At 64.2% G+C, this 14,708-nt stretch carries 16 protein-coding genes and 1 rRNA gene; 9 read left to right on the forward strand and 8 right to left on the reverse strand.

Annotation, left to right across the window (positions count from 1 at the left end; genetic code table 11):
* Positions 1-93 (forward strand): 5S ribosomal RNA (gene rrf, locus ACIGGF_RS13880); the annotation flags it as partial.
* 399 nt (positions 94-492) lie between these two features.
* The gene (locus ACIGGF_RS13885) at positions 493-1,116 is read left to right on the forward strand and encodes a DUF6188 family protein (protein ID WP_397521873.1); all 624 of its coding nucleotides are present in this window, start codon (positions 493-495) and stop codon (positions 1,114-1,116) included.
* On the opposite strand, the gene ACIGGF_RS13890 is transcribed toward ACIGGF_RS13885, so the two are convergent.
* Both ACIGGF_RS13890 and ACIGGF_RS13895 read right to left on the reverse strand, forming a co-directional pair.
* Positions 1,095-1,844, reverse strand: a complete 750-nt coding sequence (locus ACIGGF_RS13890) for a YqjF family protein (RefSeq protein WP_397521874.1) — start codon at positions 1,842-1,844, stop codon at positions 1,095-1,097. The genes ACIGGF_RS13885 and ACIGGF_RS13890 overlap by 22 nt on opposite strands.
* 23 nt (positions 1,845-1,867) lie before the next feature.
* Entirely contained in the window at positions 1,868-2,536 is a 669-nt protein-coding gene (locus tag ACIGGF_RS13895) for an SIMPL domain-containing protein (protein WP_397521875.1), read from the reverse strand.
* Between the two features lie 87 nt (positions 2,537-2,623).
* Between ACIGGF_RS13895 and ACIGGF_RS13900 the strand changes: the two genes are divergently transcribed.
* Complete coding sequence (locus tag ACIGGF_RS13900) at positions 2,624-3,601, forward strand: isopenicillin N synthase family dioxygenase (RefSeq protein ID WP_397521876.1); 978 nt, start codon at positions 2,624-2,626, stop codon at positions 3,599-3,601.
* A gap of 8 nt (positions 3,602-3,609) precedes the next feature.
* Here ACIGGF_RS13900 and ACIGGF_RS13905 read toward each other — a convergent pair whose 3' ends face one another.
* Entirely contained in the window at positions 3,610-4,038 is a 429-nt protein-coding gene (locus tag ACIGGF_RS13905) for a hypothetical protein (RefSeq protein WP_397521877.1), read from the reverse strand.
* A gap of 34 nt (positions 4,039-4,072) precedes the next feature.
* Between ACIGGF_RS13905 and ACIGGF_RS13910 the strand changes: the two genes are divergently transcribed.
* Positions 4,073-5,140, forward strand: coding sequence for a DNA polymerase IV (locus ACIGGF_RS13910; protein ID WP_397521878.1), 1,068 nt, complete (start codon positions 4,073-4,075; stop codon positions 5,138-5,140).
* On the opposite strand, the gene ACIGGF_RS13915 is transcribed toward ACIGGF_RS13910, so the two are convergent.
* Together ACIGGF_RS13915 and ACIGGF_RS13920 are read right to left on the reverse strand one after the other, a co-directional pair.
* Positions 5,141-5,845 carry a tellurium resistance protein gene (locus ACIGGF_RS13915; protein ID WP_397521879.1) on the reverse strand — a complete coding sequence of 235 codons (705 nt, stop codon included), beginning with the start codon at positions 5,843-5,845 and terminating at the stop codon, positions 5,141-5,143.
* A 133-nt stretch (positions 5,846-5,978) separates the two neighbouring features.
* A complete protein-coding gene (locus tag ACIGGF_RS13920; protein WP_397521880.1) occupies positions 5,979-6,902 on the reverse strand; it encodes a hypothetical protein in 924 nt (307 codons plus the stop codon).
* Between the two features lie 344 nt (positions 6,903-7,246).
* Here ACIGGF_RS13920 and ACIGGF_RS13925 point away from each other — a divergent pair, with 344 nt between their 5' ends.
* The 4 genes from ACIGGF_RS13925 to ACIGGF_RS13940 are packed head-to-tail and all read left to right on the forward strand — an operon-like array spanning position 7,247 to position 9,949.
* Positions 7,247-7,546, forward strand: coding sequence for a hypothetical protein (locus ACIGGF_RS13925; RefSeq protein WP_397521881.1), 300 nt, complete (start codon positions 7,247-7,249; stop codon positions 7,544-7,546).
* Entirely contained in the window at positions 7,543-8,550 is a 1,008-nt protein-coding gene (locus tag ACIGGF_RS13930; RefSeq protein WP_397521882.1) for a hypothetical protein, read from the forward strand. Before ACIGGF_RS13925 ends, ACIGGF_RS13930 begins: the two co-directional genes overlap by 4 nt.
* Positions 8,547-9,422: a hypothetical protein gene (locus ACIGGF_RS13935; RefSeq protein ID WP_397521883.1), complete on the forward strand. Its 876-nt coding sequence runs from the start codon at positions 8,547-8,549 to the stop codon at positions 9,420-9,422. The genes ACIGGF_RS13930 and ACIGGF_RS13935 overlap by 4 nt, the downstream gene beginning before the upstream one ends.
* Positions 9,419-9,949, forward strand: a complete 531-nt coding sequence (locus ACIGGF_RS13940; RefSeq protein WP_397521884.1) for an LpqN/LpqT family lipoprotein — start codon at positions 9,419-9,421, stop codon at positions 9,947-9,949. Before ACIGGF_RS13935 ends, ACIGGF_RS13940 begins: the two co-directional genes overlap by 4 nt.
* Position 9,950: 1 nt before the next feature.
* Here the strand turns inward: ACIGGF_RS13940 and ACIGGF_RS13945 are convergent, their stop codons facing one another.
* The gene (locus ACIGGF_RS13945; RefSeq protein WP_397521885.1) at positions 9,951-10,898 is read right to left on the reverse strand and encodes an ABC transporter substrate-binding protein; all 948 of its coding nucleotides are present in this window, start codon (positions 10,896-10,898) and stop codon (positions 9,951-9,953) included.
* A gap of 51 nt (positions 10,899-10,949) precedes the next feature.
* Positions 10,950-13,262, reverse strand: coding sequence for an ATP-binding cassette domain-containing protein (locus ACIGGF_RS13950; RefSeq protein ID WP_397521886.1), 2,313 nt, complete (start codon positions 13,260-13,262; stop codon positions 10,950-10,952).
* A gap of 168 nt (positions 13,263-13,430) precedes the next feature.
* Here ACIGGF_RS13950 and ACIGGF_RS13955 point away from each other — a divergent pair, with 168 nt between their 5' ends.
* Complete coding sequence (locus ACIGGF_RS13955; protein WP_397521887.1) at positions 13,431-13,853, forward strand: hypothetical protein; 423 nt, start codon at positions 13,431-13,433, stop codon at positions 13,851-13,853.
* 7 nt (positions 13,854-13,860) lie between these two features.
* Here ACIGGF_RS13955 and ACIGGF_RS13960 read toward each other — a convergent pair whose 3' ends face one another.
* Positions 13,861-14,400 (reverse strand): DUF2231 domain-containing protein, encoded by a 540-nt coding sequence (locus ACIGGF_RS13960; RefSeq protein ID WP_397521888.1) that lies wholly within the window; start codon positions 14,398-14,400, stop codon positions 13,861-13,863.
* Positions 14,401-14,708 lie beyond the last annotated feature (308 nt).

The following is a 14,708-nucleotide window of genomic DNA, read 5'->3' on the forward strand; positions in this document are numbered from 1 at the left end:
ACGCCCGGTCCCATTCCGAACCCGGAAGCTAAGCCCTCCAGCGCCGATGGTACTGCACTCGACAGGGTGTGGGAGAGTAGGACACCGCCGAACACATATTCCAGACAACCCCCGAGACCACCCGGTCCCGGGGGTTGTCTGCATTTCGAAACCTGAACAGCGACAACCCAACCCGAGGGCCCGCGCACGTCTGTCTCGCAAGCGCGAGCGCATTCGCCGAACGCACGCACACTCGCGCCCTGACCACTACCTATTTCCCGCGCACCCGACGAACGCACACGCGTTTGCCGAACATCACCTGCCCGCGACGTCGACCCAGCAGCGAATGCACGCGCGTTCGCCGGTCGCACGCAGAATCGCACCCGGTCCACTACCTAAAATGCGCGGACCTGACGAACGCGTGCGCATTGCTATCCGTCGATGCCGGCCGTGCGTCGTGTCCCGGCGAGGCTTCGTGGGCGGTCACATGATTCTGTGGCACAGTCGAGATCCATGAAGCTTGCCGTCGTTCAGCAACGGGTCAGCAGAATTCTTCTCGATTTCGACCTGACCATCGAATTCGACGACGGTGCCTCAGTGTCGTTCAGTGAAGTCGTCGTCGATGACCTCACCGTCGACGAGGACAATCAATTCGAGGGTTTGCGTGCCCTTTCTGCATTACACGGCCTCGTGTGTGAGGACGTCGACTACGACCGATCAGGCACGCTTCGGATGCATTTCGCAGGTGGTCACACAGTGGTGGCTCATCCCCGCGATGAGGTCGAATCCTGGGAGTATTGCGCCGCAGACGGGACCACAATCTTGTGTGGGCCGGGTGGAGCCGTCGAGTCCTGGCCGTCCCCGGAGTACCCCAACAGGGAAGCATCCGCTGTCGAAGGTCTCCCGTCCATCGGCGCTACGGTCGTTCGGCTGTCCACGGGTGACGGGCCGACTGTCGAATTCTCGGACGGCACTCAGCTGTTGTTGGACCTTCCGCTCGACTGCGGCTATCTCGTACTGCGGGAGAGCGTCACGTCGACTTCTGTCTCCGACGCGGGCGACGACGAGGCCCCAAGGGACTGGGTTGTTCAGCTGTCCTCGGGCCATGTGATCTTCTACCGCCCGCGAACGGTGTAGGGCTTGCCGAATTGGGTTTCGACGCCGGGGGAGTAGAGCACAGAGTCCGGCGGACGGGTACTGACGTCGGGTAACCCTGCGGCAGCGACGAGTTCGTCGGAGCAGTGCGTCAGTTCCGCGTCGACCAGTTGCCAATGTCGATGCACGTTCGGTACGTACAGCAGTCGTCCGGCCAACGACGTGTGCAGTCCCCATCGAGCGGTGAGGAAGACCGCCAATGGGTCGTCGGACATATCGCGCGTTCCTCGGACGATTCCGAAGTCGGTCGTCGCCCCGCGGTGCGGGGGAGCGAGCCGTCTGCTGCGGTAGCCGATCGTCGTCGTGTCGTCGTCGATGTCGATCGATGCCCAGCGGTACGGGATACGAGCGACGTTGGTGCCCAACACCACTGCCAGTCTCGTTGCTTCGAGAGATCGGAAGACGACGCCGCGTCGTCCCTCTGCATCGACGGAGTAGAGCCGGACGTTGATCTCCCCGAATGTGCCGAAGTACGGAACCGGGTGCCTGTATCCGAGGCCGGCACCGACCATGTGAAAGCCGATCAGGCCGACCCACGTGGAACCGTCGAACTCGTCGGGTTCACAGCCATCGGGGAGCAGCGGAGCAACTGTCGAGCTCGGGACCTGCCAATGCAAGAAGACCAGCCGTTCCCAGCGCTGATCCATCAGGATCGGACGAGGCAACAGCGGTGGCCGCGGCCAGAGGCGTCGGGCATCGTCTCGATTCATGATTCGAGACTAGGCGCGACTCGTCAGGTGGCGGTGAATCGGGCGTGCACGCTGGCAGTGATCGTGATGTTCTCGGGCTTGAGCGCGAATCCGGCCGGGGCAGACTTCGGGGCGAACATCCGAGGGGAAACGTCCGAACCACTGTGATCGGCGCTGCCCGCCAGCAGACCTGGATCGGCTATCGCGACGGCGCGCACGCGCGTCCTTCCCAGGCTCGACGCGTAGGCCTCCGCTTTGGCTACTGCGTCCTGAACGGCGCGTTCACGCACTTCCAGGGTGCGCGAGATCCTGCTCGACTCTGTGAGGTCCCAATCGAAGTTGTCGATCGAGACTCCCTCGAGTGCGGAGGAGGCATAGACGAAGGCGTCGACGAGGTCGAGCTGGCTGAACTGCACTTCCACGGACGCCTCCGCTTGGTAGACGTACGGCAGTTGCTCGCCTTCGTGATTGAAGGGGCGGTTCCGTGAGTGCCGCACCTGGTCGACCGTCCATCGATCGATCGGGCCGCCGTCGCTGCTGTAGAGCGGCTCGATGAGGCGTGTGAGTTCGCGGACGAGCTGTTGGGCCGGTTCGGACGCCGACTCTGCTGTACGTCCATCGGTACGGACGGTCAGCGACAGCGTGCACTGCTCGGGCGGAAAGGTGGCTGCGCCGTGACCGACGACTGTGATGTCGAGTGCTTCGGGGCTCATGGCGTCCAGTCTCGCATCAGCGCAGCGCGATTCACCGAACCTCGACAATGCTGGCCGACGCGTCAGGTGGGGAGCACAATCGCAAACATGCTTCCTGTTCTCGATCTCGCTTCCGCTGAAACAGACCCTCACGGGTTCCAGCGGTCATTGCGCGAGGCTGCTCATCGCTCCGGTTTCTTCTATCTCGTGGGACACGGGATCGCAAACGAACGGATGCGCGACGTGCTGCGTCTGGCGCGAGAATTCTTCGCTGTACCCGACCACGTGAAAGACGAGATCAGTCAGCTGAAGAGTCCGCATTTTCGTGGGTACTCGCGGGTGGGGGGAGAGCTGACGAACGGCCGGGTCGATTGGCGAGAGCAGATAGACATCGGACCCGAGCGCTCGGCCATAGACGGGGCCGAGGGGTACTGGAACCTCCAAGGACCCAATCTGTGGCCGTCGCAGCCCGCTGGATTCAGGGAGACGTTCGAGCAGTGGGAGCAGACGGTCTCGCGGCTCGGTCTCGGACTGCTCAGGCATTGGGCACAGTCCCTGGGCGCGCCCGAGAACGCGTTCGACGATGCCTTCGCGACCGCGCCCGCAACGCTGATGAAGGTTGTTCGCTATCCAGGTACCAGTGATCACTCACAGGGCGTCGGCGCGCACAAGGACTCCGGGGTGCTGACGCTGCTCCTCGTCGAACCGGAATCGACCGGGCTCCAGGTGGAGACGACATCCGATACGTGGGTAGATGTACCGCCGTTGGCCGGGGCATTCATCGTCAACATCGGCGAGCTGTTGGAAGTGGCCACCGGCGGCTACCTGCGGGCGACGCGGCATCGGGTGGTGGCGCCGGGACCCGGGACCGACCGAATTTCGGTGCCACATTTTCTGAGCCCGGCCCTCGATGCCGTCGTGCCGATCATTGCGCTGCCGCCCGAATTGGCGGAGCAATCACGGGGCGTCGAGAACGATCCCGACAATCCGATCTACAGCACCTACGGTGAGAACGCGTGGAAGTCTCGGACGCGGGCACATCCAGACGTGGCTCAGGTGCATCATGGCATCGTTCCGGCCGGGTAGCGGACTACCTACTGATCCCTGCGGCGACCCCGACGCGTTGCGCGGTACTGCGCCCATGCCCCGGTGCACCACAGTGCCCACAGGATCAACAACGGCTGGAACAGCAGCCGGACGCCTCGTGCGGTGTCGGAGTCGAGGCCGAAAGCATCGGTGTGGGTGACGAACTGCGAGATGTTGCCGGGGAAGACCGCGACGAAGAACGCCGCGACGACCCAACCGACGAGCGGAGCTCGAGCAGTCCAGAACACCAGTGCCAGGCCGAGCGCTATCTCGACCACGCCCGACGCCAGCACGACGAAATCGGTGTTCAGCGGTAACCACTCGGGCACCTGCGCGGCGAAGGTTCGGCGAGCCCAGAACAGGTGGCTCAGGCCGGCGAAGACGAGGAACCCGCCCAGTACGACCCGCCCGATGGTGCGAGAAATCGATTTCGTCATGGCGTCATGAGACACCACGGGCACACTGAGCATCATGTCCGGGAGCATTTTCACCGATTCGGTTCGTCGCCGGTGGGTATTGCACGTCGACCTCGATCAGTTCATCGCCGCCGTCGAAATGCTGCGCAACCCCGATCTGGCGGGCAAGGCCGTGGTGGTCGGCGGTAGGGGAGATCCCAGCGAGCGCGGGGTGGTCTCGACGGCCTCGTACGAGGCACGGGCCAAGGGCGTCGGCTCCGGAATGCCGCTGCGCATCGCCGCGAAAAAGATCCCCGACGCCATATTTCTGCCCGTGGACAAGCCGGCGTACGACGAGGCGTCGGCGATGGTGATGGACACACTGCGGAAGCTGGGCGTCGTGGTCGAGGTGATCGGCTGGGACGAGGCATTTCTCGGTGTGGAGACCGATGAACCGGAGCTTTTCGCCAAGACAGTGCACGACGCGGTGTTCGACGCGACCGGGCTGCATTGCTCGGTCGGTATCGGAGACAACAAGCTGCGCGCCAAGATCGCCACGGACTTCGACAAGCCACAGGGCATCTATCGCCTCACCCAGGACAATTGGTTCGAGGTGATGGGTGAGCGCGGCACCGACGCGCTGTGGGGGATCGGCAAGAAGATCTCGAAGAGACTGACCGCCCTCGGCATCTCGACTGTCCGGGAATTGGCGGATGCCGACGATGCAGACCTGGCGGCGGCGTTCGGACCCAAGATCGGCCCCTGGCTAGGCACGAAAGGGCGGGGCATCGATCTCGCGCCGGTCAGCTCGGAACCATGGGTTGCACGGTCACACAGTCGCGAGGTGACGTTTCAGACCAACGTGTCCGATTGGGACGTCGTCCGGCAGGAGGTCGCGGCTTTGACGTCGAAGGTGTTGTTGGACATCGAAGCAGAGAACAGACCGGCCGTGCGAGCGGCGTTGAAGATCCGTTACGCGCCTTTCGAGACGCACACCGTCAGCGCACCGATCGGTGGCGCGCCGACCTTCGATCCAGAGGTCCTGACTTCGGTCGCAGTGGCTCTGGTCGATCGCCTCGACCATACGAGAGACGTCCGATTGATCGGCGTCCGGTTGGAAATGACTCTGCCGCAACCACTCTGACTACTTTCGGCCCGCTGCCCAGCGCAGACCCCAGCCGTACTTCTTGTCGAGATCGGCCTGGCTGCCCTGGATGTACTCGACCTCGCGGGTGACGGTGATCCCTGCCGAGGTGTTCTCCAACAGCGCGATGGAACAGATGCGCGCGGAGTTCTCGGCGGAGTCGAGTCGCACCTCCACCTGCGGTCCGCTGGTGGGGTACAGCGTCACCACGCCGTCGACTGCGGCCCAGTTCGGTGCGCCGTCGTAGATCATCGCGAAGATCAGGATGCGGGCGAACTTGTCTGGATGGGCGAGGTTGATGTGCATGTTCTCGCCGCCACTGACCGAGCCGGAGCGATCGTCGCCGTCGAGCGCTATGAACGGGGCGTCCTGCAGCGAACCGAAGCTGTTGCCGAGCGCCTGCACGACGCCCTTCGAGCCGTCGCGCAATTCGTAGAGGCACCCGAGGTCCAGATCGACACCGCCGGAGCCGTACGACGCGGCCGCCAACTTGGCCAGAAAGCCCTTCTTCTTCGGCTGGGCCGCAGGTGTACCGGTGGACCAGTTGAGGTTCACCCGCATCGAGCCCTGCTTCTCGCCGGACTTGGTCAGGCTGATCGTCGGTGACGCCTTGGACAGCGTCACCTTGCTCAGACTGACCGGAGCGCCGGCCTGTGGTGCCGGGGATTTCCCGGTCGAGGGCTTGCGGGTGTAGTCGATGGCCATGGTTGTGCCTTTCGAACGGTCGATTCCCGGATCGCGATGTCCGGTTCGGGCGGTCCATCGAGGGTAACCGTACGGGGAACGATCCACTCAGTTCGGGAGCGCACCGTCGGCCTCGGTGACGGGCACACGCCGATCACTCCTGCTGACCGCCGACGATGATGGGCATCGGCTCGTCGAAACTTTCGTTCTCAGGCAACGGTTCTGCGCCGTGAGCATCGCCGAATTGTTTCACCGACTGGGTGTTCGCTAGCTCCTCGGAACCACGGCGGGCTCCTGCGAAGTCGTTGTACCAGAGAAACCACGGCAGGCCGGCGCGGGTGTACTCGGCGGCGGAAGGCGGAATTGTCGGTGGAACCTCGCCGGTCAAGTTTTGCCACACATCGCTGTTGGCGATATCGACCGTGAACTCGATTCCGTGGTCCAGGTCCCAGTCGTCGTGCTGACGAAGAGGCGACGCAATGGTCTGACGGATCGAACCCCCGCCGCCGAGGCCCATGTCCGATGCCGGTGCCGCACACACGATGAAGTCGGGAAAGGTGGGACGGGGCGGCTGCGCATCCCAGACGGACGCCTTCAGCGGGTATGCGGCTATGCGGATTCCCCCGATCGCCTGATCTGCCGAGAGTTGCTCTTCCACCGTGTACCCGTCACCGAGGGGCATCGCAACGAACTGCCGCACGCTGCCCTCGCCGACGTTGAATCCGTCGAGCCACGGTTGCTCGGGAACCTCGAAGTAGTCCTCGGTTTCGAAGTCCGGGCTTGCCGACCACGGTTGGCCGGTCACCACATTGATCGAACCGGCCGCGATCGTGACCAGGAACGGGTAGCGGCCGGAGAAATCGATCCAGCAGGCCTCGGACTGCCACATCGGCAACACCGCATGATCGGGAGAACCGTTCTGACGCAGCGGAAAAGAGCCGAGGCCGGGCGGCAGGTTGTACTCTGCTCCGTCGTCGGGCACGCGAAGGGTGCGCTGAAAAGTTATCTGCATGGTTGCCTCGGGGTGGACCTCGGGGCAGGCGATGGACAGGGTGTCGTGTTCGACGAGTGCAGGCATGGACTTCTCCTCGGTACCGGGTGATCGTCGAAGGGTAGATCGAGGTACCGACAACAAATATCGGTGCGACGGGTGATGTCCGCCGCGCCGACATAGTCGGGATGCAATCCGATATACGGGCGCGAGCCATTACGTGCATTCGACTCGGCCATACCCGTTCGGATCGACCTTGCTCATCGCCGGCTCGAAGCCTTCGACAGGCAGCGGTGCACCCGGACTGCTTGTGCTGCCACTTCTGCGTGAGCGGCTGCTCCTGCCCGCGCGGAACCGATAACGGGCTCGCTGCGTCAAACCCGATGACGCCGATCCACCGGCGTCGATACGGTGTGACTCGGGGGAGCGTCATGACAGTGAAGGTGGATCCAACGATCCTGCGGCAGTTCTCGACTGTGTTGTCGGAGACCGGAGCGGCACTCCGTGAGTTGGATGCCCTGACCCCGTTTCGCCGTTCCGAGAACGCATTGCAGGGCAGTGACTTCGGTGCTGCGTGTGCGGCAGCGGCCGCTGCCGCAGCGGGAGCGGTAGCCGCACTGGCCGCACGAGCCGAGTGCGTTGCAGAGATCGCACGCGGCGTCGCGCAGAACTACGACATCGCCGACGACGAACTCGCCCGTCGCCTCGTCGCGATGGAACAGCCGAAGTGACCCCGACCGTTCCGCACGTCACCGGATGGGAGCCGGAGTCGATGCGCAAGACGATGATCGAACTGTCGCAGATTGTGGAGCGCGTCAACGGCCGGCGAACCGGGGTGCTGGAGGAGCAGGATGCACTGGCCGAGACGTGGACGGGCGAAGCAGCCGGCGCTGCGGCCGAACGCGTGGTGACCGAATGCGCCCGGATGAGCTCGGTTTGCGGTGAGATCGACTCACTCGGTAAGGCTTTCGAGACCGCAGCGGGAATGATCGACTCGGCGAAGGCGCATGTGCAAGCGCAAGTGTCTGCGGCGACGGCGAGCGGGTTCGCCGTGGCACCGGACGGAGTGGTGAATCCCGACGGAATGATCGCCCTGATACCGGATGGGCGCGGCGCTGAGAAGGTGCGCCAAGCCGACGAACTACGTTCTGTGGCAGATCAATTGACGCGAGATATCAAAAGTGCGTTGAATCAAGCGGATACGGCTGCGCTCGACGCTGCCGAGCAACTGGCCGCGCCCACGACACAGTTGACGGAGTTGGCCCTCACCAGCCCGACCGGAAGATTCGTCGAGAACCCGGATGGCTCGTTCTCGTGGATGCCGGATTGGCCGACGACCGTGGCGGCTACGGTCATCGGCGGCATGACCGACGCGACGACGCGGGCGCTCGAGATTCCGGGGGTCGGTTCGGTCGATGACGTCGCCAAGAACATCGGTCGAGGATTGGGCGCGTTCGGCGCGGTGGCAGGAACGATTCCCTCGATTGCTCGCGATATCGATGAGGGGAAAAGCCCGACCGAGGCGGTCGTGGTCAACACTGCGAGTACCGCCGCTGGGCTGGCAGCAGCGACGTACGTGACCGGAATACTCGCCGGAGTCGGCGGCACTGCGGGCTCGGTGGTTCCGGGGCCGGGCACGGTGGCCGGTGCTGCCGCAGGAGTCGCGATGGGTGCTCTGGTCGGCGGCACAGTCAGCCACTCGGTATCCACACTCCTCGATTGGACGCTGCAGTGACCGAATCTTCGGACCGACCTGTATGGGTGCGGACATGGCGCAGTGTCGATCTGGGCCGGCTCTCGGCATTCTTCGGCCTGGCTGCTGTAGCAGTGGCAATGCTCCCTGTCGCGACTGTTCTTGCCTACAGGACCAACATGGACGTCCTCGTAGCACTGCTGTGGCTCGGCTTCTTCGTGTTCGCATCGATGGGACTGACTGTGCCGCAGTCCGGTATCGGATCAGCAAGATTGTCTCGGTTCGTGCGACCGGTCGACGTCGCGGGAGTAGGTACCGGATTATCGGTGCCCGAGCGCGGTGGCTTCGCGGTGCGGGCCGGCATACTCGCCCTCGCGCTGCTCCTGGCTATGTCCCACTACGTTTTCCGAGACGACGCACCGGGGTCTCGTCAGGAGCAGGCCCTGTTCCTGACGTCGATAGGTGCTCCGGCATGCCTGGCCTGGCTGGTCCTGGGATTCGTCATCGTCAACCGCACCAGGGTCTCTCTGCACCCCGAGGGCATTGTGCAACAGGTCTACAAACGCCGCGGGTGGGCGGTGACGAACGCTCTCACCGTGGTTCCATGGGACGACGTCGGAGACCTGCGATTGGAAGAGCATCCGAATCCTGCAGTGCCGAACCGAGGCAACATGCCGGTGATCAGGGTTCCGCGGCGGTCGGGCGACTCGGAGGTCGTCATCATGGTGTGCGAAAAGAAGGTCGAGCCGAATGCACTGCTCGCGCTGCTGCTGTGGTGCCGGGACAATTCCTGGGCTCGCGAGCGACTGGGTGACGACGATGCACGCGAATTGCTGCGTCCACCGGGCCTGCTCGATCGAATCCGAGCCGACCGCGCTGCATCGGCCGTAACCGACGAGACCGAAGTTCTGTGACTGTCCAGGAAGAATCGATAACGAGCTTCCTGCATCAGGAGGGTGTCGATTTGGTGCCGGTGCACCGCGACGAATGCGACAGGTTCGGTCTCGAACTACCGACGCTGCCGGACTGGGAGGTCGTGCCGGAGCACCTCTTCCCGCACGCCGCCGCGGTGTTGTGTTCGACGACGAACACTGTCGAGGGATTCGTCCCGAATGCGATGGCTCTTGTGGGGAAGCTGACGCGATCGATGGACCCGATATCGTTGCTCGAGCACGGTTTCGGAGACTCGCGGGCCCTGCCGGGGTGGGTCGAGGTGAGCCGAGACCGGGCACCGCTGCGCGGATTGCCCTCCGTCTCGATCGCCGGCCGATACGACTGGGAGGGTCGGCTTCTGTTCGCCCGGACCCGCTACGTCATCGTCCATCACATCGTCGATCAGTATCTCGTCCAACTGACGATGACTATCCCCGATTGTCTCCGGAATCGATGGGGTTGGCTCGCAGCCGAATTCGTGGATGAGGTGCGGATCGGATACGAGTGAGCTATGCCGGAATCTGCTGGACCACTGCGGCGACGGCCTCCGCTTGATCTGCGATGCGAGGGCCCCAACGGCTCGACAGGTCCTCGTCCATCGGAAATATCCTGTCGTCCCGGACGGCGGTCATCGATCCCCACCCCGGCCTTGCCGAAACGGATTCGGATGTGACACCGCAGCATTGAGCGTCGGCGAGAAAGACCACGTCGGGGTCCGCGGTGATCACTGTCTCGGCGGACAGCTGCGGGTAGTCGCCCGCGTCGGACCCGTCGGCGATGCTCTGTAGACCGAACAAGCCGTAGATCTGGCCGACGAAACTCTGGCTGGTCACGGTGTACAGCGTGTCGTCGAGCTCATGGAAGTACGTCAGCGGTTCCGGACGAGTGGGGACGCTCGCGACGGCGTCGTCTATTCGGTTACGCATCTGCGTGACCAGGGCATCACCTTCGGCGTCGTGCCCGGTTGCGTCTGCGACGAGTTCGATCTGCGAGTACGCGTCGTCGATGCTCGTCGCGGCCGGAAGCAGCAGCGTCGGGACGCCCGCCTCGGCGAGAGTGGACGTCACGATGCCCAAATCGGTCGAGGTGATCACCAGATCGGGGTCGTACGCCACGATCGCCTCGAGGCTCGGCGTGAATGCCGACAAGCCTGTCATCGGTGCGTCTGCGGGATAGTCCGACTGATCGTCGACGGCCGCCACCTGCTCACCCGCCCCGACGGCGAACAAGGTTTCCGTCGCCGTCGGGCTGAGAGACACGATCGTCTCGGGTACGGCGTCGATGGTGACGGTACCGCCGTCGGAACCTGACGCGATCGACTTCGGAAACTCCCCGCTCGACGCAGTGGCCGAGGTGGTGGCGGGCGGAGTGTCGGTCGTCGCGCTGCCGCATCCGGCTGCGACAAGCGCGACGACCGCGAACCCTGCTGAATAAAATCCTGCCGATCGACGCTGCACTGCCACTCCTGTGTCCGATGACCCTGGAGGCTCGACACTATCGGGTCGAGGTCAGCGCCCCAGGCTGCGCGCCAGGTATCGGCCGGTGTGGGTGTCCGAGGTGAGCAGTCCGTCCACCGTTCCGGTGAACGTGATCAGGCCGCCGTTGTGCCCGCCGTCGGGGCCGAGGTCGATGACCCAATCGGCAGCGGCGACGACGTCCAGGTTGTGTTCGATGACGATCACCGACCTTCCCTCGTCGACCATCCCGGACAGCAACGCGATCAGGTTCGACACGTCCGACGGGTGCAGGCCGGTCGTCGGCTCGTCCAGTACCAACACTGGTGACGATCCGATCAGTTCGGTGGCGAGCTTGAGCCGTTGACGTTCGCCACCCGACAGCGAAGACAGATTCTGGCCCAGGGATAAATAGCCGAGGCCGACGTCCCGGCACCGCCGCAGAATGTCGCGGATCTTCTTGACGTCGAAAAAGTCCTGCGCGTCCTCGACGGACATCTCGAAGATGTCGGCGATGCTGATGCCGTCGACGGTGTGCCGGATCGCGCCCGACCGGAATCGCCGGCCCTGGCACGTCTCGCACGTGCTGGTCACCGGGTCGGTGAAACCGAGGTCGGTGAAACCGAGGTCGGTGAAAATGACCCCACTGCCCTGGCAGTCGGGGCACGCGCCGTCGGAGTTGGGTGAGAACAGTGATGGCGGTTGGCCGGTTTTCTTGGCGAAGTAGGCGCGGATCGGATCGAGTAGTCCGGTGTACGTCGCGGGGGAGGAGCGGCGCGATCCGCGGATGGGGGCCTGGTCGATGATGACGGCGCCCGGTGCGGCCTCGCGGAGGTGTCCATGGATGAGCGAAGACTTGCCGGAACCGGCGACCCCGGTGACGGCCGTCAACACCCCGAGTGGGACGTCGACGCTGACGTCGCGCAGATTGTGGGTGCGCGCTCCGGTGATGCTGAGCCAACCGGAAGGGGTACGGGGAGTCCGCAATTCGATGTCCCCGCGCCGGAGTGCGGCACCGGTCCTGGTGTCGGCGTGGCGGAGTTCTTCGAATGTTCCCTCGAACACGACTGTGCCGCCGGACTTTCCGGCACCGGGACCGATCTCGACGATGCGGTCGGCGATGGCCATCACCTCGGGGTCGTGCTCGACGACGAGGACGGTGTTGCCCTTGTCGCGCAGGGCGAGCAACATGTCGTCGAGGCGGTGCACATCGCGAGGATGCAGCCCGGTCGTGGGCTCGTCGAACACGTAGAGCATGTCGTTGAGCGTGGCTCCCAGGTGCCGGACCATCTTGATGCGCTGAGATTCGCCACCCGAGAGTGACGACGTGGCGCGGTCGAGACTGAGGTAGCCAAGGCCGAGATCGACGAGTCTCTTAAGCTGCGTGACGATTTCGGTGGTGACGGAACCCAGGCCCTTGATCTGCCATCCGTCGATACGGTCGGCTAGTTCGGACACCTGCATCGCGAACGCGTCGGGCAGGGAGAGTCCCTCGAGGGTGGCACCGCGGATGGTCTCGTTGTAGCGGGAACCGCCGCAGGCCTCGCAGGTGCCGCGGGTGACGATGCGCTCGAATGCGAGCTTGGCTTTGCCTTTGAGTGCGTCGGCGTCCTTCGCCAGGTAGCTGCGCCGGAACCGGGACACGATCCCCTCGTAGCTCTTCATCACGGCATCGGGGTTCATCACCTCGACCTGGCCGGGCTTGGCGTCGAAAAAGATGTGGCGCTCGCGGGCAGAGTACTGCTCGATCGGCACGTCCAGGTCGAACAGGCCCGAGTCGGCGAACACTCGGTACGGCCACTTACCCACCTCGAAGTCCGGATGCTTGAACGGCCCTTCTCGCAAGGATTTCGACTCGTCCACCAGTTCGCCGAGGTCGACGACCTTCGCCTCGCCGAGTCCTTCGCATTCGGGACACATTCCGGCGGGGTCGTTGAACGAGAAGGCGTTGGCGTACCCGATGTTCGGCGTGACGCCTCGTGACCAGAGCATGCGCAGCCAGTCTCCGATGTCGGTGATGGTGCCGACCGTCGACCTCGGACCACCGAAGAGTCGCTTCTGGTCGACGATGACGACGGCCGAGAGGTTGGCGATCAGGTCCGCGTCCGGTCGTCCGTAGGACGGAAGGAACGTCTGCGCGAACGCAGTGAAGGTGGAGTTGATCTGCCGCTGGGCTTCGGCCGCGATGGTGTCGAAGACCAATGACGATTTGCCGGACCCCGAGACACCGGCGAACACGACCAGCGAGCGTTTCGGTAGATCGAGGTCGACGTTGCGCAGGTTGTTCTCGCGCGCTCCGCGCACGACGATCGTGGACAGTGCATCTTCCGAGGAGAGGTCTTGATGTAGTAGCTGAGGCTCGGTCATAGCGTGGTCGATTGCCTTTCGCCGCACCCCGAAGGGCATGCACTCACGCCGGTTCGTGCAGTGCCGCCGCAGCGTACCGTACGGTGTACGGAAGCGCTACCGGGCGCGGGTCGACCAATGCATAAAGCCTGGCCGCGACAGTGAGATTCTTCGTGACGAAAGGTTCTGATGTCGACGAGAAGATATGTGCTTGCGGCGTGCATTGCCGTGTGGCCGGTGCTGGCGGGATGCAGCACGCCGAGCGCAGACGTCGGCACCGAAGTCAAGTCGGTACCCGGGAACGGCTTCACGCGCTCGACCGATTTACCGAGGATCGTCATTCCCGATACCCCCACGGTCGAGGGGCCGGCACCTGCAGCGCAGGCCTACATGCCTCCGGTGGTGTGTATGAATCTGCAGCCTGCGCAGAATGCACTACAGGCAGCCGGGGTCTCCTACTCTCGCAGCGCTGACGCGTCGGGGCAGGGTCGTATGCAGGTCGGCGACTCGAATTGGATTGTCGTCGAACAGCATCCGGCTCCCGGTGGCTTGGTCGGCGAGGGTGACGCCGTGCTGTCGGTGGTCAAGATCGGGGAACCGAACAGCTGCTGACGGGTCTTCAGCTCGGTAGTCGGTGCCGAGCTTCGGACTCTGCTTCACTGCCGGGCGTGCTGTACGCCAGGTGTCCGCCGATGAGACCACCGAGGCCGACGGCTCCGAGTCCGGCCGCCGCCAAAGCCTTGGCGAGTCCGTCGGTCTGCTTCCGACGTCGCAGATAAGAGCCCAGGAAGAGAAACACCCCGGTCGCGTTCGAGGCCGCGTGGACGATGCCGACCCGGCGCTGGACCGTGTTCATCGTCGACCAATCCGCCCAGCCGGTCGCGATTGCCGGCGGCGCAGATGCCAGACCCAGCCCGACGACGAGTTTGGCCGCCCTGGACTGGTGCGGGACGAGATCCAGCGCGACGACGCTGGTCCAGCTGCCGATGGTCACAGTGACCAGAGCAGGGTGAATGGGATGCCCGATCCAACGACCGTGCAGCGCCGACCCGGCCACGCTGTTTGCTACTGCAGGTGCCAGCACGCGGTGTATCGCGTCGCTCGGTCCGTCGAGAAACGAGGCTGTCTCGAGGCTGTCGAGTGCTTGTTTGATTGTCATGAAGTACCGGATGCCCAGTGATCGGCGCGCGAACCATCGGCGCGCACGTCGAGTGGAGAAGCTTGGTTGCGCGAAAACGTCGGACTTGCACGATCGGCACCTGATTCGGCACTGTCGAGGAGTTGTCGCGCAGCCAGAGCGGGAAGCTCTTGGAGCGAGAATTCCGCGTCTGTGGTGCTCGCAACCCAAATTCTCCGCCCGAAATGGCCGCGACCTCATCTCGCGCCTCAACCTGACCCGGACCGAACCTCGCCTGAAGTGGCCCGGACTGGATTTGTCGCGGGGCGTATCTGGCGTGACTTTCGCGC

It is taken from the genome of Rhodococcus sp. NPDC078407 (assembly GCF_044542515.1).
GTDB lineage: Bacteria > Actinomycetota > Actinomycetes > Mycobacteriales > Mycobacteriaceae > Rhodococcoides.

What these genes read in the sequence shown, in the direction of transcription:
- ACIGGF_RS13885 (WP_397521873.1), top strand. Translation starts at nt 493, where the DNA reads ATGAAGCTTGCCGTCGTTCAGCAACGGGTCAGCAGAATTCTTCTCGAT.
- ACIGGF_RS13890 (WP_397521874.1), bottom strand. Translation starts at nt 1,844, where the DNA reads ATGAATCGAGACGATGCCCGACGCCTCTGGCCGCGGCCACCGCTGTTG.
- ACIGGF_RS13895 (WP_397521875.1), bottom strand. Translation starts at nt 2,536, where the DNA reads ATGAGCCCCGAAGCACTCGACATCACAGTCGTCGGTCACGGCGCAGCC.
- ACIGGF_RS13900 (WP_397521876.1), top strand. Translation starts at nt 2,624, where the DNA reads ATGCTTCCTGTTCTCGATCTCGCTTCCGCTGAAACAGACCCTCACGGG.
- ACIGGF_RS13905 (WP_397521877.1), bottom strand. Translation starts at nt 4,038, where the DNA reads ATGACGAAATCGATTTCTCGCACCATCGGGCGGGTCGTACTGGGCGGG.
- ACIGGF_RS13910 (WP_397521878.1), top strand. Translation starts at nt 4,073, where the DNA reads ATGTCCGGGAGCATTTTCACCGATTCGGTTCGTCGCCGGTGGGTATTG.
- ACIGGF_RS13915 (WP_397521879.1), bottom strand. Translation starts at nt 5,845, where the DNA reads ATGGCCATCGACTACACCCGCAAGCCCTCGACCGGGAAATCCCCGGCA.
- ACIGGF_RS13920 (WP_397521880.1), bottom strand. Translation starts at nt 6,902, where the DNA reads ATGCCTGCACTCGTCGAACACGACACCCTGTCCATCGCCTGCCCCGAG.
- ACIGGF_RS13925 (WP_397521881.1), top strand. Translation starts at nt 7,247, where the DNA reads ATGACAGTGAAGGTGGATCCAACGATCCTGCGGCAGTTCTCGACTGTG.
- ACIGGF_RS13950 (WP_397521886.1), bottom strand. Translation starts at nt 13,262, where the DNA reads ATGACCGAGCCTCAGCTACTACATCAAGACCTCTCCTCGGAAGATGCA.
- ACIGGF_RS13955 (WP_397521887.1), top strand. Translation starts at nt 13,431, where the DNA reads ATGTCGACGAGAAGATATGTGCTTGCGGCGTGCATTGCCGTGTGGCCG.
- ACIGGF_RS13960 (WP_397521888.1), bottom strand. Translation starts at nt 14,400, where the DNA reads ATGACAATCAAACAAGCACTCGACAGCCTCGAGACAGCCTCGTTTCTC.